The sequence below is a fragment of the Carnobacterium mobile DSM 4848 genome (genome assembly GCF_000744825.1).
GTDB lineage: Bacteria > Bacillota > Bacilli > Lactobacillales > Carnobacteriaceae > Carnobacterium_A > Carnobacterium_A mobile.
The window spans coordinates 705,489-730,815 of sequence record NZ_JQMR01000001.1 but is presented as its reverse complement, the minus strand read 5'-3'; the positions used below and the strand labels follow the sequence as shown (position 1 = coordinate 730,815).

The following is a 25,327-nucleotide window of genomic DNA, read 5'->3' as shown; positions in this document are numbered from 1 at the left end:
ATAAGATGAGAGATTATGTTTTATTTTCAGCTATTTTATGTTTGCTCAGCAGCCTAGTTGTATTGACTGCAGGACATTGGTTAAGTTTGTTTTTGCTGGTATTTTTTTTGATTCGCTTATGCAAGACAGGAAAACGTACTTTAATTATTGGAACGCTTTTTTTTGTTTTGTTGACTAGTTTTGTTACTGGAATTCATCAGTGGTCAAACCAGACAAAATTGCTTGCAGAAGAACAAACTTTTTTGATGGAAGTAGATGCAGACGAGCTGAAAATAGATGGAAATCAAATACAATTTTATGGGGTAATCAAAGCAACGGGACATCATCCGAAAATCTCAGAAAAAGTCATTACTTTTTATACTCTGTCTTCATTAAAAGAAAAAGAAGATTGGCAAGCTCAAGCAGCTAATTTAAAAATTAAACTAACCGGAAAGCTAACAGTACCCGAAAAAAATAGAAACCAATTTCAGTTTAATTACCAACAATTTTTATACCGAAAAAGAATCCATTGGATATTGAAAGCTGAAACCATTCAGGTCATCGAGCAACCTGTTTCTTTTAAAGAAAAACTTAACTTTAATTATATAAGATCGACTCTTTTAAACTACGTTGATAAGACGATGTCAGTAAAAACGGCACAATATATGAAAACACTCCTTTTCGCTGAAATGGCTTCTTTGGATCAAGCAACTATGCAAAGTTTTAAAAATATTGGGATTGTCCATTTACTCAGTATTTCTGGTCTACATATTCAATTCTTATTAACCGGTTTAATCTATAGTTTTTGGCGTATAGGAATTACAAAAGAAACAACTTTTTATTACATGCTGGTTATTTTGCCGGTATATGGGAGCTTAACGAATTGGGGGACCAGCGTTTACCGAGCCGTTGTGATGAGCTTGATTTTGTTAGTCAGTTCGCATTTTAAATGGAAAATGTCTAATCTTGATGCTTGGTCTTGGACAATGCTATCGGCTTTGCTGATCGATCCTTACCAACTCTACTCAGTAGGATTTCAATTAAGCTATGTATTGAGTCTTACTTTATTGATTCTTTCTCAAACATTTTTGAGCCGATCTAGACCAGCGTTAGTTAATAACTTATTGATATCATTTATTTTGATGCTGGTTTCCATTCCAATTTTGTCTTTTCATTTTTTTGAATTTTCTTGGATCGGTGTTTTTGCTAATTTATTATTTGTTCCCATTTTTGCATGGCTGCTCTTACCAGTGTTAATCGGGCTTTTTTTTCTTTCTTTTTTCCTACAAGGCAGTTTAATCTTTTCAGGTATCGTAAAGAGCCTGGATGGTATACTAGGTATGCTCGAAGGAACCGTACATTGGCTCAGCAACCGCCCATTTGCTATGATTGTAACGGGAAGAGTTCCGCTTTTTTTGACTAGTTTATTCATTTTGTCGTTGCTTTATTTTCTCATGACTTTAGAGAATAAGAAGAGAAAACGACGATATAGTATTGGCTTGTTGTTCGTCGTCTTGATTACATTTGTCGCTTACCAAAGGTATTCTCCATTTGGAGAAGTTATCCTGATCGATGTTGGACAAGGAGATGCAGTGTTGATTAAAGAACCTTTTGGAAGAGGAAATTATTTGATTGATACAGGCGGTATGCTGGCATTTGAGAAAGAAGACTGGGAAGAGAAAGAAAAGCCAACGTCTGTCGCTAGTCGGACATTGATTCCTGTATTAAAGGCACATGGGTTATCTTCTTTGGATCAAGTGTTCATCACTCACGGGGATGAAGACCATATGGGTGCGCTAGAGGAATTATCAGAAACGATTCAAATCAAAGAACTTCTTTTTCCAGCAGGTACAACAAATAAAGCAGCTTTTCTGCAAACTGTCTTAAAACTAAAAAGTACCGGCACGTTTATTCAAGAAGTTTTAGCTTCGACCAAAAAAAGGAGTTCTGTTAATCAGTCCTTAAGCGTATTGTGGCCGTTTGTTCCAGGGCAAGGAGAAAATAATGATTCAATGGTTCTTTATGGAAAAATTGGTTCCTTTTATTGGTTGTTCACTGGTGATTTAGAAGAAGAAGGGGAGAAAAAGATTGTTCAGCATTATCCTGAGTTGAAAGTAGATGTTTTAAAAGTTGGTCACCATGGAAGTCGTACTTCGTCTACTAAACCATTTCTAGACTTAATTAACCCACAAAAGGCATTGATTTCGTGTGGGTTAAAGAATCGTTATCGCCATCCTGACCCAGATGTTTTACTTCAACTTCAGCAAACCAATGCCCATATTTACCGAACAGATTTAGATGGTGCTGTTCATTACCGCTATATAAAAATTGGGGAACATATTTACCGTGAAAAGTTTTATACTATTCTAAAGTAAATTTCCCTTGCAAAATCATTTAGGGATTTGTACGATGAAAGCAAGATAAGAAAGTGGTGACCATATTGAATTTCGCAAGCGAGATGGCAAAACTAAAAAAGGGTGAGATTGCACCAGTTTATTTGGTTTTAGGAACTGAAGACTATTTGGGAGGAATTGCCCGAGACACAATCATCCGTTCAGTTTTAAAAGAAGATGAAATCGACTTGAATTATGGTGCTTATGATATGGAGGAAACTCCACTTGGAACAGCATTAGATGACGCAGAATCCATTCCTTTTTTTGGAGACCGACGGCTTGTCATCATTGATCGGCCTCTTTTTTTAACAGGAGATAAAAGTAAGTCTAAGCTTGAACATGATATAAAATGGTTTGAAAACTACCTTAATCAACCTTCAGAAACGACAACTTTAGTTGTTTTTGCTCCTTATGAAAAGCTAGATGAGCGAAAAAAAATAACAAAACTATTGAAAAAAAAAGCAGTAGTGATTGAAACCAGAGCAATGGCAGAAAAAGAGATGCGGCAGTATTTAAAAAAGACTATTGAAAATGAAGGCTTCACTATTTCTCCTGAAGCATTTGAATCATTCATTCAATTGACAGATGCAAAGTTGTCAGTTGCTATGTCTGAGCTGCCAAAATTGATTTTATTCGGACAAGAAACTAAATTTATAACGAAAGAAGCCGTTAATGAATTAGTAGCTAAATCATTAGAACAAAACATTTTTGCGTTAAATGAATACGTCCTAAAAAAAGAAACTGGTTTAGCGCTTGAATTGTATCAAGACCTTTTACTACAAAAAGAAGATCCTATTAAAATTAATGCAATCATGACCACGCAATTTCGTTTGCTGCTTCAAATAAAAATACTTGAGAAAAAAGGATACCAACAAGGAGATATAGCCAAGACATTAAAAGTACATCCTTTTCGAGTGAAATTAGGCATTCAGCAAATGCGAAAGTTTGACGAACAGACATTGATTGAAGCTTATAATGGGTTGATAGAAGCGGAATACCGGTTAAAAACAGGACAAGGCGATCGAGAAATGCAATTTGAATTATTTGTTTTGCGATTTGCTGGCAGACGGTAAATGGATAAAAGCACAACTGTCGTTTAAGCTATCAAGTAAAAAAACTTTACAGTTTATATTGCAATGCAGCGAAGCGTTATGTATAATGATTAAGTGTTGGAAACAACTAGAATAATCTATTTTAAGTTGTAATTAATTGAAAGTGGGGTGAATCAAATGCCAAACATCGAATCTGCAATCAAACGCGTCCGTACTTCAGAAAAATCAGCTTTAGAAAACAATGTACAAAAGAGCGCTATGCGTACTGCTGTAAAAAAATTCGTTCAAGCTGCTGAAGCTGGAAGCGAAAATACTGAAGCATTGCACAAAGAAGCTATCAAGTCTATTGATATGGCTGCATCAAAAGGATTGATTCATAAAAATAAAGCTAACCGTGACAAATCTCGTTTAACAGCTAAATTAGCTAAATAAGAAAGCACAGTTAACTTATTTATAAGTCAAAGAAAAGATGGTACGTATTGTTCTAACAATACGTACCATCTTTTCTTATTTTCGTTGTTCACTAAAGGACTAGATGACTCCAGTTTTTTTCCCGTTAAATGGACGAAAGCCACTCCAAAATGGAGTGGCTTTCTAATTAAAAATAAATATTCTTAAAGTTATTCGGGGAGAAAAATACTATTCAAATTATATCAATCGATTTCTCATTTAAACAACATAAACCCAACCTCTTTTATGTCCTTACAGTTCTGTAACTGCGCCAGTGTGAATAAATTTCTTAAAAACTATTTTATATAATGCTTCATACTTACTCTTAATACCAAACTAGTATAACACAACTAATTGTTAAAAGATACTCTTTTATACATTTAGTGAGACACTGCCTATCATTCGAACGTGATAATGTCCTAAGTAGGTCGAAGCATAAAATGTCCCAAAATGATAAAATAAACTCATGAAAAGGATCATGCTAACGATGAATGAAGATAAAAAATATAAAGTAATAAAAGCTGTGGCAGAAAAAAGAAAGGAAAAAAAGAGAGCTTGTGTTGAACTTGGGCTCTCGACGAGGCAAGTCAACAGATTGATTCAAGACTATCAAAAAGGAGGAAAAGCTATTTTTTCACACGGTAACAGAGGAAAAACGGCTAAGCACGCTGTGCCAAAGGAAACAAAAAAACAAGTGGTCGAGCTCTATCAAAGTTTTAAGATACAGCCTAATGTGAAGCATTTTACTGAAATTCTGAAGGAGGATTATGACATCTGTTACACCGATACGACTATTCGTCGTATTTTATATCAAGCGAATATTTTATCACCTAAAACCCAAAGAAAAACGCGTAAGAAAATAAAAGCTCGAATCAAAGCTAAATCGATGAAAGGAGAAAAAAAGGCTGAGAACCCATTGGTTCCAAGAGCCGAAGATCAAATGGAGTTACCCGAAAAAAGCCATCCCAGCCGTCCTAGAAAGAAATATCAGGGGGAGCTTATTCAAATGGATGCCAGTTCCTATAACTGGTTTGGTAAAGAGGTGACACATCTTCATTTAGCTATTGATGACGCTTCTGGTAATATCGTTGGGGCTTATTTCGATACGCAAGAAACACTCAAGGGTTATTATCATGTGCTCAATCAGATTCTAACGAAACAAGGCATTCCCTTAGCTTTTTTGACAGATAAACGAACGGTTTTTGAATACACATCAAAAGCCATGAGAGCGGTTGAAGAAGATACATTTACCCAGTTCGGGTTTGCCTGTCATCAACTCGGTATTGAGATTAGAACTTCATCTATTCCACAAGCTAAAGGACGTGTAGAGCGCTTAAACGGGACTGTTCAATCGCGACTTCCTGTAGATTTAGAATTAGCTGGAATACAATCTATTGAGGAATCCAATCATTTTTTAACGAAATGGGTTAGAACTTTCAATAAGAAGTTTGGTCATAAAACGAAGGAATCCATTTATGAAAAGGCACCAACTAAATCTGAAATCAATTTGTTATTAGCACGAGTAGCGAATAGAAAAGTGGATAGTGGGCATCATATTCGTTATCAAAATAACTACTACCTGCCTACGGAAGGTAGTGAAGATAAATACTTCACACGAAAATCAAAGGTGCTAATTATCGAAGCGTTTAATGGAGATATCTATGTAAATATAGCTGAAAAAATATACACAACAAGGAGCCTGAAAGAGCATGACTATTACTCAAAAGAGTTTGATCCGATTCCAGAGCAAAAAAAAGAAAGACGCCAGTATATTCCCCCACAATCTCACCCGTGGAAACTAGAATCTTTCAAAAGATATCTTCGCAGTGTCGGAAAAACACTCGAAGAGTACGAAGCTGAACAAACAGCTTAAGGCTAATTTTAACAAATTCAGTCACATTAATGCAAGCTTTTGCGAAGTAAAAGCTTGCATTAATGTGACCCTTGGTTTTGGGACATTTTTACTTTCGCTTGACATCTTTTATACATTTAGTGAGACACTGCCTCAACTTAAGCTTATGGTTGTAAGAACGTATGTTCAGTGGTAGAATAAAGCCAGTATAAATTATTATAAATAGGTATACTTTACACTTTTTAAAAGAATAATAGACTGGATGTGAAGTAAAAAGATGGAAAAAGACCAATTTGACCTAATTTCTAAGTATCAACCTAATGGAGACCAGCCTGATGCGATTAAAGAATTAGTTAAAGGAATTGAAGAAGGAAAAAAAGAGCAAACGTTGCTTGGTGCAACCGGAACAGGCAAAACGTTTACAGTCTCTAATGTGATTCAAGAAGTAAACAAACCGACACTCGTTATTGCACACAATAAAACATTAGCCGGTCAATTATATAGTGAATTTAAAGAGTTTTTTCCAAATAATGCTGTTGAATACTTTGTTAGTTATTATGATTACTACCAACCTGAAGCATATGTTCCTTCAAGTGACACATTTATTGAAAAAGAATCTAGTGTGAATGATGAAATCGATAAATTACGGCATTCAGCAACAAGTGCTTTATTAGAGCGACGTGATGTTATTGTTGTGGCATCCGTTTCTTGCATTTACGGTCTAGTTAATCCTATTGATTACCGCGACCATGTATTGTCCTTGCGTGTTGGGGCGGAAATGAAGCGTGATGATATGCTGCGTCGTTTAGTAGATATGCAGTTTGTCCGAAATGATATTGATTTTCAACGGGGGAATTTTCGAGTAAGAGGAGATGTAGTCGAGATATTCTTGGCTTCTCGTGACAGCGATGCGGTTCGGATAGAATTTTTCGGAGATGAAATTGATCGAATTCGAGAAGTCGATGTTTTAACCGGAGAAGTTAAAGCTGAAGTCCAGCATGTACCTGTTTTTCCAGCTACTCACTTTGTAGCAAATGAAGAACAAACGCGTAATGCAGTAAAAACGATACAAGCCGAACTGGAAGAACAACTAAAAAAATTGCGTGCAGAAGATAAACTCATTGAAGCCCAGCGACTAGAACAACGGACCAACTATGATCTGGAGATGTTATTAGAAATGGGCTATTGTTCAGGAATCGAAAACTATTCTCGACATATGGATGGCCGCAAACCTGGTCAGCCACCATACACATTGATAGATTTCTTTCCAGAAGATTTTTTGATTGTCGTGGATGAATCGCATATCACCATGTCACAAATTAGAGGCATGTTCAATGGAGATAAAGCGCGCAAAGAGCGTTTGATTGAATATGGATTCCGCTTGCCAAGTGCTTTAGACAACAGACCGCTGCGTTTAGAAGAGTTTGAAAAACATGTAAACCAAATCATGTATATTTCGGCTACACCTGGTCCATATGAATTAGCACGTACGCCAGAAGTTGTTGAGCAGATCATTCGCCCAACGGGGTTATTGGATCCAATTGTTGAAGTTCGTCCAATCAAGGGTCAAATTGATGATTTGATCAATGAAATCAATGAACGCATTGAGAAAAATGAACGGGTATTTATTACGACATTGACGAAAAAAATGTCTGAGGATTTAACGGATTATCTAAAAGAGGTAGGCATCAAAGTAGCTTATCTACACAGTGACATTAAAACACTAGAACGAACGGAGATTATTCGAGATCTGCGCTTAGGAGTATATGATGTTTTGATTGGGATCAACTTGTTAAGAGAAGGTATTGATGTACCGGAAGTTTCATTGGTAACGATATTGGATGCAGACAAAGAAGGGTTCTTAAGAAGCGAACGATCATTGGTTCAAACGATTGGACGTGCAGCTCGTAATCAAAACGGAAAAGTGATTATGTATGCTGATAAAATTACCGATTCAATGAAGGCCGCTATTGAAGAGACAAGTCGGCGACGTAAAACACAAGAAGCGTATAACGAAGCACACGGCATTACACCAACGACTATCATTAAAGAAGTACGTGATTTGATTTCTATCACAACTGCTGTAACTGGAGAAGATAAAGGTTCATTGACGTCCGATAAAGTAGCGGGCTTAAACAAAAAAGAAAGAAAAGAACTAATTGGAAAATTAGAAGCTGAAATGCAAGAAGCAGCAAAAGCATTAGATTTCGAAAAAGCGGCTAATTTAAGAGATATTGTGCTGGAATTAACGGCTCAATATAAATAAAAGTGAGTCGTTGGAGCGGAAGTAAACACCTCTGAATGAAGTGGTGCTTTAGGAACTGATGAGTTAAAAAAAACAAGATCAAAATAGATAAAGAAGATGAGATAAATGCTTGCATTTATCTTTAACATCATGTAAAGTTTATTTATGTGCAAGACACAATCCTTTACTTGGTTTAACGAATCACCAACGTATACTCAGTAACAGGATAAATTAAAAGGAAGAGGTGTTTAGAAATGGCAATTTCTAAAGAAAGAAAAAATGAAATCATGAAACAATACGCAATACACGAAGGAGATACTGGTTCTCCAGAAGTACAAATTGCTGTATTGACTGAAGAAATCAATCATTTGAATGAGCATGCACGTGTTCATAAAAAAGACCACCACTCATACCGTGGACTAATGAAAAAAATTGGTCACCGTCGTAATTTATTAGCATACTTACGTAACAAAGATGCTAATCGTTACCGTGAATTGATTCAAAGTTTAGGCCTACGTCGTTAAAAAATGTGAGTCTATTTAAGAAGCGAGGTTCGCAGGAATCTCGCTTTATTTTTTGCATTGTCTATTTAAAAATATAAAACTAGTTGTGTCATAAACCATCCTACTATACAAATGTGAGTGTTTAAAACCTTAAAGATTGACATTTGTTTAGTAGTCTGTGTGGAAAATGAACAACAGTTTAAGAAAAAAAGGAGAACGACAATATATGACAGAGAAACAAGTTTTTACAAAGGAATGGGCAGGCCGTACACTAACGGTTGAAGTTGGACAACTAGCCAAACAAGCAAATGGAGCAGCTATGATTCGTTATGGAGATACAGCTGTTTTATCTGCAGCGGTAGCTAGTAAAAAAGCAAAAGATGTAGATTTTTTCCCGTTGACCGTAAATTATGATGAAAAAATGTATGCTGTTGGTAAGATCCCTGGAGGATTTATTAAACGGGAAGGACGTCCCAGCGAAGCAGCTACATTAACTGCTCGTTTGATTGACCGTCCGATTCGCCCAATGTTTGCCGATGGTTTTCGTAATGAAGTTCAGATAACCAATACTGTAATGTCCGTAGAAAAAGATTGCTCACCTTCTTTTTCAGCTATGTTCGGTTCATCACTGGCTCTTGTAATTTCAGATATTCCTTTCAACGGTCCAATTGCTGGTGTAGATGTTGGTCGTGTAAACGGAGAATACGTTATTAATCCAACTGTTGAACAAGAAGCCATGTCTGATATCCACTTAACTGTTGCAGGTACAAAAGAAGCTATCAATATGGTCGAAAGCGGCGCGGAAGAAGTTTCTGAAGAAGATATGTTAGGAGCATTGCTTTTTGGGCATAATGCAATCAAAGAATTAGTTGCTTTCCAAGAAGAAATTCAAGCAGCTGTCGGAAAAGAAAAAAGTGAAATTTCTTTATTGCAAATTGATACAGAATTAGAAAAAGAAGTAAACGATGCGTATAAAGAAAAAATGAGTACTGCAATTAAAACAGAAGAAAAATTAGCACGAGAAGAGAATATTGAAGCGGTTAAAGAAGAAGCTATTCTTTTTTATGAAGAAAAATATAGCGAACATGAAGAAGCGAATCGTATACAAAAAGAAATTAAAACGATTGTGGAGAATATGGAAAAAGATGAAGTACGTCGTTTAATTACTGTAGATAAAATTCGTCCAGACGGCCGTAAAATCGATGAAATTCGTCCTTTAGCTTCTGAAACTGGTATTTTGCCAAGAACTCATGGATCAGGTTTATTTACTCGAGGACAAACACAAGCTCTTACTATTGCTACTTTGGCCCCGCTAGGAGAACATCAAATAATTGATGGGTTGGGAATCGAAGAGAGCAAACGATTTATCCATCATTATAACTTCCCGCAATTTTCTGTCGGAAGTACTGGCCCTAGTCGTGGCCCTGGTCGTCGTGAAATTGGTCATGGAGCCCTTGGAGAACGTGCTTTATTACAAGTCATTCCAAATGAAGAAGACTTCCCGTATATGATTCGGTTAGTTTCAGAAGTATTAGAATCAAATGGTTCTTCTTCTCAAGCGAGCATTTGTGCAGGTACTTTAGCCTTAATGGATGCTGGTGTGCCAATTAAAGCCCCAGTAGCAGGAATTGCTATGGGTCTTGTAATGGAAGGCGAAAACTATACGGTATTAACAGATATTCAAGGATTAGAAGACCATTTAGGCGATATGGACTTTAAAGTTGCTGGAACAACTGCCGGTATTACGGCTTTACAAATGGATATTAAAATTCAAGGAATTACGCCGCAAATTCTTGAAGAAGCATTGACACAAGCTAAAAAAGCTCGTTTAGAAATTTTAAATGAACTAGTATCTACAATTGCTGAACCACGTAAAGAATTAAGCCAATATGCTCCGAAAATTGAAATGATGCAAATTAAACCAGAAAAAATCAAAGTGGTTATTGGCCGCGGCGGCGATCAAATTAATGCGATTATTGAAGAAACTGGTGTTAAAATTGATATTGATCAAGAAGGTAAAATCAGTATTGCTTCAGAAGACGCAGCAATGATCAAGCGTGCTAAAGAAATCATTGAAGAGTTGACCAAAGAAATCGAAGTAGGTAAAGTTTACACTGGTAAAGTTAAACGTATTGAAAAATTCGGTGCTTTTGTAGAAATAGCTAAAGGAAAAGATGGATTGGTTCATATTTCTGAACTTGCTAATGAACGAGTTGGTAAAGTAGAAGATGTTCTTGCATTGGGACAAACCGTTGATGTAAAAGTTGTTGAGATCGATAAACAAGGACGGATAAACCTCTCTATTAAAGCTTTACTAAAAAAAGAAGATTAATTTAAAAAAGGAAAAAGTTCTGTTTAATTGCAGAGCTTTTTCCTTTTTTTGAGAATACATATTCAATTACAGCACTCAAATAAGACGATTATTCAGGAAAGCTTGCTAGCCAGTGTTGTAGTGCAGTAAAAACAGCTTCTTGCTGCTGTTTATTGGTAATAGCGGCATCGTTATCGCCCTTTTGTTTATCATAGCTACCAAATCCAGCATGATTTCCACCCTGAATCGTTATGTAATCAGTATCTTTAGGTAAAAATTGTTTGTTGTTTTGAAAAGCTTGCTGATCTAAGACACCGTTATTGGTACCCGTAATAGATAGAACTGGCAAAGAACGATCTTCTAAGCTGCCTTTTTTATCGGGATAACTGGCTAGAAAAAATACACCTTTTAACATTTGCTGATCCATTGACTGCTTTTTTAAGCTGTCATGAGCGAAACGGCTAGCCATAACGCCACCTAATGAGTGACCGCCAATTACGTAACTTGTAATATTATAGTCTTCAATAATTTGTTGAGCTTTATTTGGTTTCATTACGGCCAAATTTAGAGGGTGGTGGATCAGACAAACAGGATAACCTGCATCTGCTAATTTTGCAGCCCATAGCCCATAACTCTTTTCTTTCACAAAAGCTCCTTGGTAAAAAATAATAGCGGTAGAAGAGCTTGTTTCGGCAGGCTCAAAGTAAACAACGTCTTGTGTTTCGTGAACGCTATAATTGGAATGAGTTGTGACAGCTTGAAGAGCTTGTGACGTGGGAGTATAGGTCAGCGTATTCAGTGAAAACAACATAATAAACGCTAAACTGGCAAGCAATAAAAGAAGGACTAAACCTAACTTTTTCTTTTTTTTCATCTTTTCTCCTTTCTGATCCTCGCAATAAACGAGGATTTGAACAGTTTATTTATTTTAACATACAATGAAATAATTTTGTCTTTGAAAAAAGAAGAAAAGGGGGAATAATCTTGTTTTGTATGATTTCTTTGCTATTTGTGCTAAAATATATATTGGCTACTTTTGTAAAGGAATTGACTAAATAGTAAGTTAGATAAATGAAAAGATTTGTGAAGGAGATTATTTAATGAGTGGATATACTATTGCCGTAGTGGGCGCAACTGGAGCAGTCGGAACAAAAATGATTGAAATGTTAGAAAGTACATCTTTACCCATTCAACAGGTAAAGTTGCTTGCATCAAAACGTTCAGCAGGGAAAAAGCTACAGTTTAACAATACAGAGTTAGTTGTCGAAGAGACCACAGCCGAAGCATTTGAAGGCGTAGACATCGCTTTATTCAGTGCTGGAGGAAGTATTTCAAAACAATTTGCACCTGAAGCAGTTAAAAAAGGAGCCATTGTTATAGATAATACAAGTGCTTACCGCATGGATCCAGAGGTTCCTTTAGTGGTTCCCGAAGTTAATGCGGAAGCAGTGAAGAACCATAAGGGGATTATTGCTAATCCTAATTGCTCTACCATTCAAATGATGGTAGCTTTGCAACCCATCCGTGAAAAGTATGGATTGAATCGGATCATTGTTTCAACTTATCAAGCAGTCAGCGGTGCTGGAGCAGCAGCTGTCGATGAAATGAAAGAACAGGCTCAACAGATGTTAAGTAACGAAGCTTATGAAGCTGCCATTTTACCGTCTGGCGGCGATAAAAAACATTACCCTATTTCTTTTAATGTTTTACCGCAAATTGATTTATTTACAGAAGGCGGTTATACCTATGAAGAATGGAAAATGATCAACGAAACGAAAAAGATCATGTCTGATGAAGACATCAAAATTTCAGCTACTTGTGTGCGTGTTCCAGTAATTTCTGGTCATTCAGAGTCTATTTATATTGAAGTTTTAGATAAGTCGGCTTCTGTTTCTGGCATTCAAGACCTATTGCGGACAGCACCTGGAGTAAGTTTACAAGATGATCCAACTGTTCAATTATATCCAACACCGCTTGCAGCAGAAGGTAAAAAAGAAACGTTTGTAGGCAGGATTAGAAAAGATATAGATGAAGAAACAGGGTATCATATGTGGGTCGTTTCAGATAATTTGCTTAAGGGAGCAGCTTGGAATTCAGTCCAAATAGCTGAAACGTTGCATGAACTTAACTTAGTAACTGAAAAATAAGGCGAACAATACTGTTGTTTTGAAAGAGAAGGTGTACTTTATGGATTTGAAAAAAGCGAGAATCATTACGGCAATGGCAACACCATTTGATAATAAAGGGCAATTAGATTTCATCAAATTGAAAGCTTTGATCAATTATCTCTTAGCAAATGGGAGTGAAGGCTTAGTTGTTGGGGGAACCACAGGAGAATCACCTACCTTATCCCATCAAGAAAAACTAGATTTATATAAAAAAACAGTTGAGCTGGTAGATGGACGGGTTCCTCTGATTGCAGGAACAGGTTCAAACAATACAGCTGAAACAATTTCTTTTACAAAAGAGGTAGAAAAAATTCAAGGTATTGATGCCGTTTTAGTTGTTGCGCCTTATTACAACAAACCCAATCAAGCAGGGATATATGCTCATTTTGAAGCTGTTTCTCAAAATACAGACATGCCCATTATTATATATAACGTTCCTGGTCGGACAAGTGTTGTTATCGACCCGGAAACGACTGTTCGTTTATCGTCACTAGATAACATTATAGGGGTAAAAGATTGTTTGGGAATGGATGCATTAAGTTTCATTGTTGAACAAGCAAATGAGAACTTTTTAGTTTATTCAGGCGAAGATAATTTGGCTTTTCCAGCTAAATGCGTAGGAGCAACAGGAATCATTTCGGTTGCCAGCCATATTATTGGGAAAGAAATGGCAGACATGTACGATTTGCTTGCAGCAGGAAAGGTCGATCAAGCTGCTGAGAAACATCGCAAGTTGCTGCCTAAAATGAATAGCTTATTTACAGTGCCTTCTCCAGCTCCGGTCAAGATGGCTTTGAACCATTTAGGAATAGATACAGGCGATGTGAGGTTGCCGCTGGTGGCCTGCACACAAGAAGAAAAGCAGAAAATATTAGAAAGTTTACAGTTAGAAAATTAGCAAAAATGAAAAGAAAGAAATAGAGGTGAAGAAATGAGTGACATTAAAATTATTCCATTAGGCGGCGTGCGAGAAAACGGAAAAAACATGTACGTTATTGAAGTGGATGAAGAAATTTTTGTTTTAGACTGTGGGTTAATGTACCCAGAGACAGAATTGTTAGGAATTGATATCGTTATTCCTGACTTTAGTTATTTAGAAGAAAATCATGATCGTGTAACAGGAGTTTTCTTGACCCATGGGCATGAAGATGCCATCGGAGCGTTACCTTATTTTCTTCAAAAATTTGATGTTCCGGTATTTGGAACGGAGTTGACTATTGCGTTAGCAAAATTATTTGTAGAAAAAGATAGCCAAGTCAGTCAATTTAATGATTATCATGTAATTGATGAAAATACCGAAATTGAATTTAAAAATGCAATCGTGAGTTTCTTTAGAACGAATCACACAATTCCAGATTCAGTAGGAATCACACTGAAAACGAATGAAGGCAGTATTGTTTATACAGGCGATTTTAAGTTTGATCAAAGCGCTACTCCGGCTTATCAAACAGACTTGGCCAAAATTAGCGATATTGGAAAAACAAATGTTTTAGCTTTGTTAAGTGATTCTAGCGATGCAGAAAGTTCGATCGAAAACGTCAGTGATTTAAAAGTGGCTGAAGAAGTAGTTGATACATTTCGCAATACGAAAGAGCGTATCATTGTAGCAAGTGTGGCTAGCAATATTTTACGTATTCAGCAAGTCTTGGATGCAGCTTATAAATCAGACAGAAAAGTTTTTATTACAGGGAAAAAAGTAGAAGAAATCGTTGAAGTTGCAATGAATTTGAAAAAAATTCAACTACCAAGTGAAGATTTGATTATTCCAATTGAAAATATTGAGAATTATACAGACGCTGAAATCGTTATTTTAGAAACAGGCACAACAGGCGAGCCGATCAAGACCCTTCAAAAAATGTCGTTGGGTAAACATGGCCAAGTAAACATTAAAGAAGGCGACTTGGTTTATATTGTAACGAGTCCTTCTGCTAGTATGGAAGTAACCGTTAATAAAACTAAAAATATGATTTACCGTGCTGGTGGTGAAGTTAAACAAATTTCAGATAATTTAAAAGCATCAGGACATGCTACACCTAATGATTTAAAATTGATGATAAATTTAGTTAAACCAACTTATTTTGTTCCTGTCACTGGGGAGTACCGTCGCTTAGCAGCTCACGCTCAGTTAGCTCATGAAGTGGGTATCCCGTTTAAAAATATTTTTATCCCTGGCAAAGGCGATATAGTTGAATACAAATCAGGCCGGATGCATATGTCGGGACAAGTAGAAGCAGGCAACACAATGGTTGACGGCATTGGTATTGGCGATATTGGAAACATTGTCTTAAGGGACCGCAAATTGCTTTCAGAAGACGGAATATTTGTTGCAGTTGTGACGATCAGTCGTAAAAAAGGGAAAATCATGTCTGGCCCTGAAGTAATGACACGAGGGTTTGTTTACGTTAAAGAAAATACCGATTTAATTAAGGCAAGCAATGAAATCGTTAGAGAAGTGGTAGAAGACAATTTAAACCATAAAGAGTTTGAATGGAGCCGCTTAAAACAAGAAATCAGAGATGCTTTAAGCAAGTATTTATTTGAACAGACACGTAGAAGACCGGTTATTTTACCGATTATTATGGAAACCAGTTCTCGTAATCGTCGTAAATAAATAAAAAAGGCTTGAATCGAAATTTCGATTCAAGCCTTTTTTGAGTGCAATGGAATAAGCGGAATTAATAATCGTTTATTTTGTTACACCATTTGTCCATTCAGCAACACGATCTGGATTTTCTTCGATCCATGCTTTAGCAGCATCTGCTGAATCTTCACCATTACTGATGTTCAACATAACTTCTTCCATCTCATCTGTTGTCCAGTGGAATTGGTCCAATACTTGATAAGCTTCAGGCATATCATCTTCTAAGCCTTCACGAACCATCGTATTAATTGTTTCAGCTTCTCCAAATGAATTTTCAGGATCATCTAAATATTTTAAATCATACGTAGCAAACATCCAGTGAGGAGACCAGCCAGTGATAACAATATCTTCTTGATTAGTAATTGCTTGTTTTAATGCAACCGTCATTGCTCCAGATGAAGATGTTTCTACATTCCAATCACTTAGATTAGAATAATCTTCAAGTGATTGTTCAGCTGCTCCAACAACTCCAGCACCAGGTTCTATTCCGGTGATTGTTTTATTGGCTTCGTCTTTTAGATCAGCAATAGAATTAACATCCATATATTCAGGGACAACTAAACCGATTTTAGCGCCTTCTAAGTTTTCACCTAAATCAACAACTTGATCACCGTATTTTTCAAATTGAGAACCATGAGTACCTGGAAGCCATGCAGCTACCATACCATCAGCCTCGCCTGTTGAAACTGCTTCCCACATTACAGCATTATCGAGTGGAACGAGGTTAACATTATAACCAAGATCTTCTAAAACAGCTCCAATAACGTTAGTAGAGGCAACTTCAGTATCCCATTCAACATAGGCTAGCTCAATTTCTTTCCCTTTTCCAACAGTATCTTCTTTTCCTGTATCATCAGCCGCACAGCCTGCAGCAATCAATGATAAACCTAGTCCAGCTATTAAACTCAGTCGTTTCCAATTAAATTTTGACATAATTGATTCATCTCCCTTTTCCTAATAGTTCATTTTTATCTATAAGATTTTTCGAATTTAAACGTATTTTTGAATTAAACTCTCTTTTTATTTAACAAACAATTAAGCTTTTTTGTTTAATTTTTGTGTGATGCGATCAATAATGATTGCAAGTACAACTAAACCAATACCAGATACGAAACCTGTACCGATTTGAGCACGTTGTAAGGAAGAAAGAACTTCTCTTCCAAGACCAGGTGCACCAATCATAGAAGCAATAACGACCATTGATAATGCAAGCATGACCGTTTGGTTGATACCAGCCATGATGGTCGATTTAGCTAAAGGCAATTCCACTTTAAATAATTTCTGAGATCCAGTACTACCGAAAGCTTCTGCAGCTTCTGCAAGTTCACTTGAAACTTGACGAATTCCTAAATTGGTAAATCGAACAGTAGGGGGGATAGCAAAAATCAAAGATGCAAATACTCCGGGTACCATACCGATACCAAAGAAGGCAACAGCCGGTATCAAGTAAACAAAAGCCGGCATGGTTTGCATAAAGTCTAAGACAGGCGATAAAATCGCATTGGCGATTTTGCTTTTAGCCATTAAAATGCCAAACGGAACTCCGATGATCACTGATAATAGACTAGCAACTAACACTAAGGTAACTGTATTCATTAAGTTGTCCCAATGTCCTTGATTGTAAATGAACCATAAACCTACAAGAGAAAAAGTTGCTAAGCCAAATTTTTTGCCAGATACAAAAAATGCTAGTACAGCAATCAGAAGGATAAAAATAACCGGCGGGATAAACAATAAAGTGTTTGTAACAGATTTCATAAAGATTTCTGAATATTTTTGAATTGGATTAAATAGAAACGCAAAAGTTTGAGTAATCCAAACGGTTAATTCTTCAACAGCATGAGCAACGGGTAATTTTGGAATAAAGTCTAGTATATTATTCATTTTCTGAATCCTCCTCGCTTTCACCAGCTAGTGCAGCAATAACAGCCCCTCTGACAATAATTCCTACCAATTTGCCATTATCGACTACTGCAACTGGAGTTGTTGAATCATAAATCACTGAGAAGATATCGTTCATTGTAGTAGTTCTGGTAACAGTTGGGATATCTGTTTTAAGGATAGTCTGAATACTTGTGATACCTTCTTTACGTGCTGTAGAAGCATCTTCAGCAGTAATGTATCCTTGCAAGTTTCGATTGCTTTCGACCACTAAAATACTAGATAAGCCTTCACGCCGCATTTGTTCTAAAGCTACACGTGGTCCATGATTTTTAATATTGACAGTTTCAGGCCGTTTCATAATGTTTTCAGCTGTCAATACTTTAGACCGATCCACATCCTCAACAAAACGTTCAACATAGTCGTTCGCCGGATTCATTAAAATTTCTTCCGGAGTACCAATTTGAACGAGTGCGCCGTCTTTCATTAGAGCTATACGGTCACCGATTCTTAAAGCTTCGTTTAAATCATGTGTGATGAAAATAATTGTTTTTTGAACAGAAGCTTGTAAATCAACTAATTCGTCTTGCATTTCTTTACGAATCAAGGGGTCTAAAGCGGAAAAAGCTTCATCCATTAGGAGAACTTCTGGATTATTGGCTAACGCTCGAGCTAATCCAACACGTTGCTGCATTCCTCCGGATAATTGTTTAGGATATTGATAAAGGTAATCACCTAAACCAGCATTTTTAAGAGCTTGGGTTGCTTTTTCTGTCCGCTCTTTTTTATCGATGCCTTTAATTTCTAAGCCGTATTCAGTATTTTCTAAAATAGTACGTTGTGGAAATAAGGCGAAATTTTGGAAAACCATACTTAATTTATCACGGCGGACTTGGCGTAGAGCCTTCTTGTCCATTTTCGATAAATTCTCACCGTCAATATAGATACTACCTTCAGTTGCATCGATCAAACGATTAAACATGCGTACTAAAGTAGATTTCCCACTTCCTGATAATCCCATGATGACGAATACTTCTCCTTCTTCAATCGAGAAGCTGACGTTGTTGACACCGACCGTTAAGCCTGTCTCTTTCAAAATTTCTTGTTTCGACTTATTTTGTTTCAATAATTCTAGAGCACGTTCATTTCTTTTACCAAAAATTTTAGTAACATTTTCAACTTTTATTTTTGACAAACTCTCATCTCCTTTTTTATTTTTTTGTTCTGTGATCAGAACTATTTAATGATGGAAAAATAGCAGTTTGCTTAACCTGCAAATGGCTACAAACAAGCTTTTCATAGCAAGAAAACAACCCGCGCCGAAGTGAACACAAAATTCAGTGTAACATTTTCTCTATCAAATGAAAACAAAGGTGCTTTTCAATAATGACCAATAACGGCTTGCTTTCATTGACACAGCAAAGCTATGGGGAAAAAGTAAGAATTTGATGAGAATTTTTTAATAAAATAAAAAACCGACTGTTATTTTTTCTGAAAAGTACCTTAAGATAAGAATAAAAAGAATAAATAAAGTCACGTTAATGACAGATAAAACTTGTGATTTTAGAAACTGATTGATAAACTAAACTAAGCAATATAAAAGTAACGAGGAGGCTGCTAGATGTTGTCTAACCGCCAAAAGGAAGCAATAAAACAAACTGAGCACTTTGTTTATCATTTATTGAAAGAAGACGCTAGCGGGCATGACTGGTGGCACATTCAACGTGTCCGAAACTTAGCCGAAACCATCGCAGCCCAAGAAAAAGAAGCTGCAAATCCATTTATTTATGAAATGGCTGCTCTGTTACATGATGTTGCCGATGAGAAAATAAATCGAAATAGTGAGTCTGGCGAGAAAAAATTATTTGATTGGTTACATACTATTAAGTTAGAAAAAAAAGAAAAAGAAGCTATTTTGGAAATTATTTTGAATATCTCTTATAAAGGAGGAACAAATAAAACGAAACTGGCTTCAATAGAAGGTAAAATCGTTCAAGATGCTGATCGTTTGGATGCGTTGGGAGCCATTGGGATTGCTAGAACAATGGCATATACAGGTGCACGTGGACGTTTGATACATGATCCGGATGCTTCATATTCACGCGAGAATTTGACTCTTGAACAATATCGCTCTGACGAAGGTACAGCAGTTATGCATTTTTATGAAAAACTATTCAAATTAAAAGATTTGATGAATACTTCTACTGGAAGAAAAATAGCTTCTAAACGCCATGACTATATGGAGAATTATTTAAAGGAATTTTATGAAGAATGGGAAGGCAACTGTTGAATTGATTTAGGGAAAGAAGGGTGCAGCGGCTTCCCGCATCTGAAAAACTAGACACACTAAAAAGATACTAGGCGGTGGCAATCATATGGCAGCGATTCATGAAATTGAATTGAAAGAAGCAACGATAGAAGATATTCCGCTTTTAGAAAGCTACTTTTTAGAAGATGATCAGTACACAGCTATGCCGATAGATGCGATGACAGAAAGTCTCCATGAAACTCAAAAGTATCCTATTTTAATAGTAAAAGAGGAAAACTTAGTAGGATTTTTTATTTTACAAAGAGGCAAGTTGATTAAAAATTATCCCCTTAGCGAAGAAACACTGTTTTTGCAAAATCATTCAATTGATCAACGTTTTCAAAAGAAAGGCTATGGAAAGTTATCGATGGAGTTATTGCCTGCTTTTATTCAAGAAAAATTTAAAGACATCAATGAAGTAGTTTTAACAGTTGATTATGATAATTTAAGCGGGCAAATGTTGTACTTGAAAACAGGATTTAAGGATACAAAAAAACGGATAAAGGAAAAGGATACATACAAATTTATCTATGCAAAAAAGCTTAACAGTACTACTTAAAAAGGTTTTGGAACATTAAAATAGCTATTAAGAAAAACAAGAAAAGAGGATTTATTCAATGAATAAAAAATATATAGTTCTTGCTACCCTTGCTGTACTGACCGTTATTACCATTTGGGGCGGCGCTCACTACCACCGTTCTGTCCAAGCAGAAAAAATGAAGAAAACAGAACAAAAAATGGACCAAACAAAAGAAATCGAACAATTAGTCAGTGCTTTGTTTGAAAACGATAAAAAAGAAAAGCTGGCAGCCGGCATTACAGAAGAGCAAATTTCAGAAGCAGCAACAGAAGTAACAAACTTATCAAATGAAGCAGTGAAAGAAGATCTTTTAAAAGACGTCAAGCGAGCACAAACGTTTTATCAAGCGCAAACCCAGATTGAAAATGTAATAAAAAACAAGATTTTAGCAGATGATGTAACTAAGGAGCAACTTGAGGAAGCTGAAAAAGAAGTAAAAAAAATTGAATCAGTGTCTTTGCCTTTATACAAAGAATTAAAAATAGAACTAGATGAAGCAGCAAAACAATATAAACAACTAGAAGAAACGCGAAAAACCGTAACGGGTCTTTTTGAAAATTTAAAAGACGGTACGGTTAAAGAAACAGTTACTCGAGAACAATATGAAGAAGCAGAAAGCAAAGTCACTAAAATAAAAAACAAAAAGGCACAAAAAGAAATACAAGATTTATTGTTGCTGGTTGAAAAACAGTTGGTTCTAAATGAAGAACAAGAAAAGTTGTTAGAAGAAGAAAGAATAGCTGAAGAAGAGCGGTTACGTGCACTAGAAGAAGAGGAAGCGATTCAAGCTGAAAATGAACAGCAAGAAGAAGCTGCAGCAGGATCTTCCTCAACGACTTATGAAAACAATAGTACTAGCAACCAAGGGACTTGGAAACCCAGCTATAATCCGCCAAGTGATTATAAAAATTCAGGAAACTCAACAACTACTGAGGATGAAAAAACAAGTTCGGAAAGTGGAGCACCTGAAGACTCAGAAGAAGTTCCAGAAGAAGAACCCGATACTGAAAGTTCTGACAATGTACCCGATTCAGAAAAACCAACAGATTCAGACGCGCCTAATTCGGATGAAGCTAAAAATGAAGAAGCAGATTCTGCTTCAAAAGAAAATCAATAGCAGCTATTTTGGTAGGGAAAATAAAAACGAGTTACAGAAAGAGGCTTGACACTAAGTGAAAGATTAACTATAGTGAATGAAGGTAAGAGTTAAAAAGAATAGAACAACCATCACAAAGGGGTGCTGTAAAATGCTGAGATTGAATCATTGATTCTGACCCTTCGAACCTGTTCGTTAGTACGAGCGTAGGAATTGTGACGGGGCACTTGATCGTAAAAAATCATCTGAGCTCCTCCTTTGTTGTGTGGCACTGTTCGACACATCAAAGGAGGATTTTTTTATGGAAAATACACGATTACGTGTAGGAATAGAAGGAACGATCGTAGCAGCCTTAGCCATCGTGCTATCAATGCTGCCAACAAATATCGGAACGGGTTTCACAGTATCGTTAGGAATGATACCGATGATTCTTTATGCTTTCAGAAGAGGGACTGCAGCCGGAATAGCTGCTGGATTTTTGTGGGGAATATTACATTATTTAGTTGGTAATGTTTCTATTTTGAATTTAGTACAGGGATTTATTGAATATTTTGTGGCGTTTATGTTTACAGGGTTTGCCGGATTGTTTGCGCAGCCTATTCAACAAGCCATACAGAAAAAAGCGTCAATTCAATTAATAGGATACATTATTTTGGGAACAATAACGGGCACGCTTGCTCGCTTTTTCTGGCATTTTGTAGCTGGATATTATTTCTGGGGCAGTTATGCACCAGAAGGCATGAACCCACTATGGTATTCTTTTATTGCCAATGGAGGAAGTGCCTTAGCCACCATACTAGTTACCACTATTGCGTTGCTGCTTCTCAGTAAAACGGCACCTTTATTATTTATACCAAAAGACACAAAACAGTGAGAAATAGGTGTTAAAAAAAGAGAACATATTAACCACTTTACTTTTCTTAAAGGTAAGTGGTTTTTGTTTAGGCAGAAATAGTCTCCTATTAATTGAATAATGCTAGTAAAAAAAAAAATAACATAGTAAGATAAGAAGAGAATTTAATTTGAAAGGATTACTTTATGCAAATTTTTTTAATAAGCTTAATTGCCATCGTTCTTTTAAACACCATTTTTGCCATCATTACAGTGTTCCGAGAAAAAAGGGATATCGCGGCCACTTGGGCTTGGCTGCTCGTTTTGGTGTTATTGCCTATCGTAGGCTTTATTTTTTACTTGTTTATTGGAAACAAATTATCACGTAAAAAGATTTTTGATATCAAGGCACAAGAAAGTATCGGAATGCCTGAACTGGTTCAAGCACAAAAGGAAATGCTGGCAGATGATGAGAATTTATTGTCTACTAAGCAAGCAACAGAAAACGCTAAGGAGATGGCTAGCCTATTTCTAGAAAGTGATGAATCGATTCTAACGAAAGGAAATAAGGTTCAATTATTTACTGATGGTGCCGATAAATTTGATGCACTACTCAAAGATTTGTATGCTGCCCAGCACCATATTCATTTAATTTACTATATTTTTAAAAACGATAAAATTGGCAATCGTGTTTTAGCGGCACTTGAAGAACGAGCAGCAGCAGGTGTAGAGGTACTCGTTATTTATGATGCTTTAGGATCCCGTTCTTTAAAACCGAATTTCTTTAAGAAGTTACGCTCTCTTGGAGGACACGCTGAGTCTTTTTTTGGTTCGCATTTTAGTTTCATTAATTTAAGATTTAATTACCGTAATCACCGTAAAATTGTGATTATTGACGGGGAAATCGGCTATACTGGAGGATTTAATGTAGGCGATGAATACTTAGGAGAGTACAAAAAATTTGGTTATTGGCGTGATACTCATATGAAAATTGAAGGGAATGCTGTCTTGCCCTTGCAAAGTCGTTTTTTAATGGATTGGAATGCGACTGTTTCTCATCATAAGTTAGAATACCAAGAAAATTATTTTCCGCTGATAAAGAAACAAGGAAAAACAAATATGCAAATCGTATCAAGCGGACCAGACAATGAAACGCAGCAAATAAAAAAAGGCTATATTAAAATGATCAGTATGGCAAAAGAATCAGTTTTTATTCAATCGCCTTACTTTGTTCCAGACGATTCTGTGTTGGAAACAATTGAAATTGCTGTAATGTCTGGGATCGACGTTAAGATCATGATTCCAAACAAGCCCGATCATCCGTTTATTTACCGTGCTACGGTTTATTATGCAGCAGAAATGGTGGCGGCTGGAGCAGAAGTATACATTTATGACAATGGATTTTTACATGCCAAAACAATAGTGATAGACGGAAAAATTTGTTCAATCGGAACAGCTAATTTCGATTTTCGCAGTTTTAAGTTGAATTTTGAAGTGAATGCTTTTATTTACGACCCGGAAGTAGCGAAACAACAGCAAAAACTTTTTTATAAGGACATTGAGAAAAGTTACCTATTAACTCAAGAACTATTAGACAACCAATCCTATTGGTTGAAGTTTAAACAAACATTCTCTCGGTTATTTTCTCCTATTCTATAAGATCAGTAAAAAAAAGACTTAAAAAAGAAGCGAAAAAAATCTTCTTTTTCAAGTCTTTTTTTTAATTGTTTTCTAATCAAAAGTATAGAAGGTTGATAATATGAGCTATTTAAGAGATAATTAGAAAGAATAATGCGATTTTTTTCGTAACGAAATGAAAATTAGATAAGAGGGTGGAAACTGTGATTGAATTTAAAAATGTTTCAAAAGTTTATAAAGGCGGAAAAGTAGCAGTTGAAAATATTAATTTGTCCTTTGATAAAGGTGAATTTATTGTATTTATCGGTACAAGTGGAAGTGGAAAAACAACTTCTATGAGAATGATCAATCGAATGATTGAACCTACTTCTGGAGAAATTTTGATTAACGGAGAAGACATTATGAAAAAAGACCCGGTTAAATTGCGTCGTAAAATCGGTTATGTCATCCAGCAAATCGGATTAATGCCTCATATGACGATTTTTAATAATATTGTACTGGTTCCTAAGCTAATGAAATGGCCAGAAGATAAGCAAAGAGAGATTGCAGAGGATTTAATCAAAAAAGTAGATTTGCCTTTGGAATACTTGGATCGTTATCCATCCGAACTTTCCGGTGGACAGCAACAAAGAATTGGCGTCATTCGAGCATTAGCTGCTGACCAAGATATTATTTTAATGGATGAGCCTTTTGGAGCATTAGATCCTATTACAAGAGATTCCTTACAAGAATTGCTCAAAGAACTTCAAAAAGAATTGGGAAAAACGATCGTTTTTGTTACTCATGATATGGATGAGGCACTAAAACTTGCAGATCGTATTGTTATTATGCAAGAAGGAAAGGTCGTTCAATTTGACACTCCTGATAATATTTTATCAGCACCGGCAAATCAATTTGTTGAAGATTTTATTGGAGAAGATCGCTTGATTCAAGCACGTCCAACTATTCAAACCGTTGAACAGGTAATGTTGAAAAATCCTGCTTCTGTTACTCCAGGAAAATCAATTACTGATGCGATTAAAATCATGCGCGACAGACGAGTTGATACTTTATTAGTAACGGATGATGCTGGAATCCTCAAAGGGTTTGTCGATATTGAAAGCATAGATTTAAACCGTAAACGCGCTACGAGTGTCGGCGATATCATGTCTACTAAAGTTTACTTTGTACGAAAAGGTACTTTGTTAAGAGATACTGTTCAACGGATCTTGAAACGCGGATTTAAAAATGTACCAGTTGTTGATGATCATAATCGATTAATAGGTATTGTTACGCGTGCTTCTTTAGTAGATATCGTATATGACACTATTTGGGGCGATGGGGATGAATCAGAGACACCAAATGAGAACCCATTAGAAACCACTGTATCAAAAGAAAGTAAAGAGTAGGAGGGAAGAAA

At 36.1% G+C, this 25,327-nt stretch carries 18 protein-coding genes, 1 pseudogene and 1 riboswitch; of the genes and pseudogenes, 16 read left to right on the top strand and 3 right to left on the bottom strand.

The window, feature by feature from the left end; translation table 11 throughout:
* Positions 1-5: 5 nt before the first annotated feature.
* The 7 genes from BR87_RS03275 to pnp all read left to right on the top strand — a co-directional run bounded on the left by BR87_RS03275 (position 6) and on the right by pnp (position 10,806).
* On the top strand, positions 6-2,354 hold the full coding sequence (locus BR87_RS03275) for a DNA internalization-related competence protein ComEC/Rec2 (protein ID WP_084683557.1): 2,349 nt from the start codon (positions 6-8) through the stop codon (positions 2,352-2,354).
* Between the two features lie 65 nt (positions 2,355-2,419).
* Positions 2,420-3,445: a DNA polymerase III subunit delta gene (gene holA / locus BR87_RS03270; protein ID WP_425304598.1), complete on the top strand. Its 1,026-nt coding sequence runs from the start codon at positions 2,420-2,422 to the stop codon at positions 3,443-3,445.
* 156 nt (positions 3,446-3,601) lie between these two features.
* Complete coding sequence (gene rpsT, locus BR87_RS03265) at positions 3,602-3,856, top strand: 30S ribosomal protein S20 (RefSeq protein ID WP_035028600.1); 255 nt, start codon at positions 3,602-3,604, stop codon at positions 3,854-3,856.
* A 505-nt stretch (positions 3,857-4,361) separates the two neighbouring features.
* Positions 4,362-5,747, top strand: coding sequence for an ISNCY family transposase (locus BR87_RS03260; protein ID WP_035028598.1), 1,386 nt, complete (start codon positions 4,362-4,364; stop codon positions 5,745-5,747).
* Between the two features lie 256 nt (positions 5,748-6,003).
* Complete coding sequence (gene uvrB / locus BR87_RS03255) at positions 6,004-7,992, top strand: excinuclease ABC subunit UvrB (protein ID WP_035028596.1); 1,989 nt, start codon at positions 6,004-6,006, stop codon at positions 7,990-7,992.
* A 233-nt stretch (positions 7,993-8,225) separates the two neighbouring features.
* On the top strand, positions 8,226-8,495 hold the full coding sequence (rpsO, locus tag BR87_RS03250) for a 30S ribosomal protein S15 (RefSeq protein ID WP_035028594.1): 270 nt from the start codon (positions 8,226-8,228) through the stop codon (positions 8,493-8,495).
* 205 nt (positions 8,496-8,700) lie between these two features.
* On the top strand, positions 8,701-10,806 hold the full coding sequence (gene pnp / locus BR87_RS03245; RefSeq protein WP_035028591.1) for a polyribonucleotide nucleotidyltransferase: 2,106 nt from the start codon (positions 8,701-8,703) through the stop codon (positions 10,804-10,806).
* Positions 10,807-10,894: 88 nt separating this feature from the next.
* On the opposite strand, the gene BR87_RS03240 is transcribed toward pnp, so the two are convergent.
* Positions 10,895-11,659, bottom strand: a complete 765-nt coding sequence (locus BR87_RS03240; RefSeq protein WP_035028588.1) for an alpha/beta hydrolase — start codon at positions 11,657-11,659, stop codon at positions 10,895-10,897.
* Positions 11,660-11,885: 226 nt separating this feature from the next.
* Between BR87_RS03240 and BR87_RS03235 the strand changes: the two genes are divergently transcribed.
* From BR87_RS03235 to BR87_RS03225, 3 genes are read left to right on the top strand one after another with little or no spacing between them, the layout of a single operon-like run.
* Complete coding sequence (locus tag BR87_RS03235) at positions 11,886-12,932, top strand: aspartate-semialdehyde dehydrogenase (protein WP_035028587.1); 1,047 nt, start codon at positions 11,886-11,888, stop codon at positions 12,930-12,932.
* A gap of 40 nt (positions 12,933-12,972) precedes the next feature.
* Positions 12,973-13,851, top strand: a complete 879-nt coding sequence (gene dapA / locus BR87_RS03230; protein WP_035028586.1) for a 4-hydroxy-tetrahydrodipicolinate synthase — start codon at positions 12,973-12,975, stop codon at positions 13,849-13,851.
* 33 nt (positions 13,852-13,884) lie between these two features.
* Positions 13,885-15,564, top strand: coding sequence for a ribonuclease J (locus BR87_RS03225; protein WP_035028585.1), 1,680 nt, complete (start codon positions 13,885-13,887; stop codon positions 15,562-15,564).
* 75 nt (positions 15,565-15,639) lie between these two features.
* Here the strand turns inward: BR87_RS03225 and BR87_RS13310 are convergent.
* Positions 15,640-17,478: pseudogene (locus tag BR87_RS13310) on the bottom strand (ABC transporter permease/substrate binding protein).
* A complete protein-coding gene (locus BR87_RS03210) occupies positions 17,471-18,670 on the bottom strand; it encodes a quaternary amine ABC transporter ATP-binding protein (RefSeq protein ID WP_035028578.1) in 1,200 nt (399 codons plus the stop codon). Before BR87_RS03210 ends, BR87_RS13310 begins: the two are co-directional and overlap by 8 nt.
* Positions 18,671-19,096: 426 nt before the next feature.
* Here BR87_RS03210 and BR87_RS03205 point away from each other — a divergent pair, with 426 nt between their 5' ends.
* The 6 genes from BR87_RS03205 to BR87_RS03180 all read left to right on the top strand — a co-directional run bounded on the left by BR87_RS03205 (position 19,097) and on the right by BR87_RS03180 (position 25,316).
* On the top strand, positions 19,097-19,765 hold the full coding sequence (locus tag BR87_RS03205) for an HD domain-containing protein (RefSeq protein WP_051929652.1): 669 nt from the start codon (positions 19,097-19,099) through the stop codon (positions 19,763-19,765).
* Between the two features lie 85 nt (positions 19,766-19,850).
* Entirely contained in the window at positions 19,851-20,342 is a 492-nt protein-coding gene (locus BR87_RS03200; protein WP_035028576.1) for a GNAT family N-acetyltransferase, read from the top strand.
* A 58-nt stretch (positions 20,343-20,400) separates the two neighbouring features.
* Complete coding sequence (locus BR87_RS03195; protein WP_035028574.1) at positions 20,401-21,480, top strand: toxin Cry1Ac domain D-VI-related protein; 1,080 nt, start codon at positions 20,401-20,403, stop codon at positions 21,478-21,480.
* A gap of 106 nt (positions 21,481-21,586) precedes the next feature.
* A riboswitch (TPP riboswitch) is annotated at positions 21,587-21,689 on the top strand.
* A gap of 71 nt (positions 21,690-21,760) precedes the next feature.
* Positions 21,761-22,333 carry an energy-coupled thiamine transporter ThiT gene (thiT, locus tag BR87_RS03190; protein WP_035028572.1) on the top strand — a complete coding sequence of 191 codons (573 nt, stop codon included), beginning with the start codon at positions 21,761-21,763 and terminating at the stop codon, positions 22,331-22,333.
* A 164-nt stretch (positions 22,334-22,497) separates the two neighbouring features.
* Positions 22,498-23,949, top strand: coding sequence for a cardiolipin synthase (gene cls / locus BR87_RS03185; protein WP_035028570.1), 1,452 nt, complete (start codon positions 22,498-22,500; stop codon positions 23,947-23,949).
* 173 nt (positions 23,950-24,122) lie between these two features.
* Positions 24,123-25,316 carry a betaine/proline/choline family ABC transporter ATP-binding protein gene (locus BR87_RS03180; RefSeq protein WP_280511511.1) on the top strand — a complete coding sequence of 398 codons (1,194 nt, stop codon included), beginning with the start codon at positions 24,123-24,125 and terminating at the stop codon, positions 25,314-25,316.
* Positions 25,317-25,327: the final 11 nt, after the last annotated feature.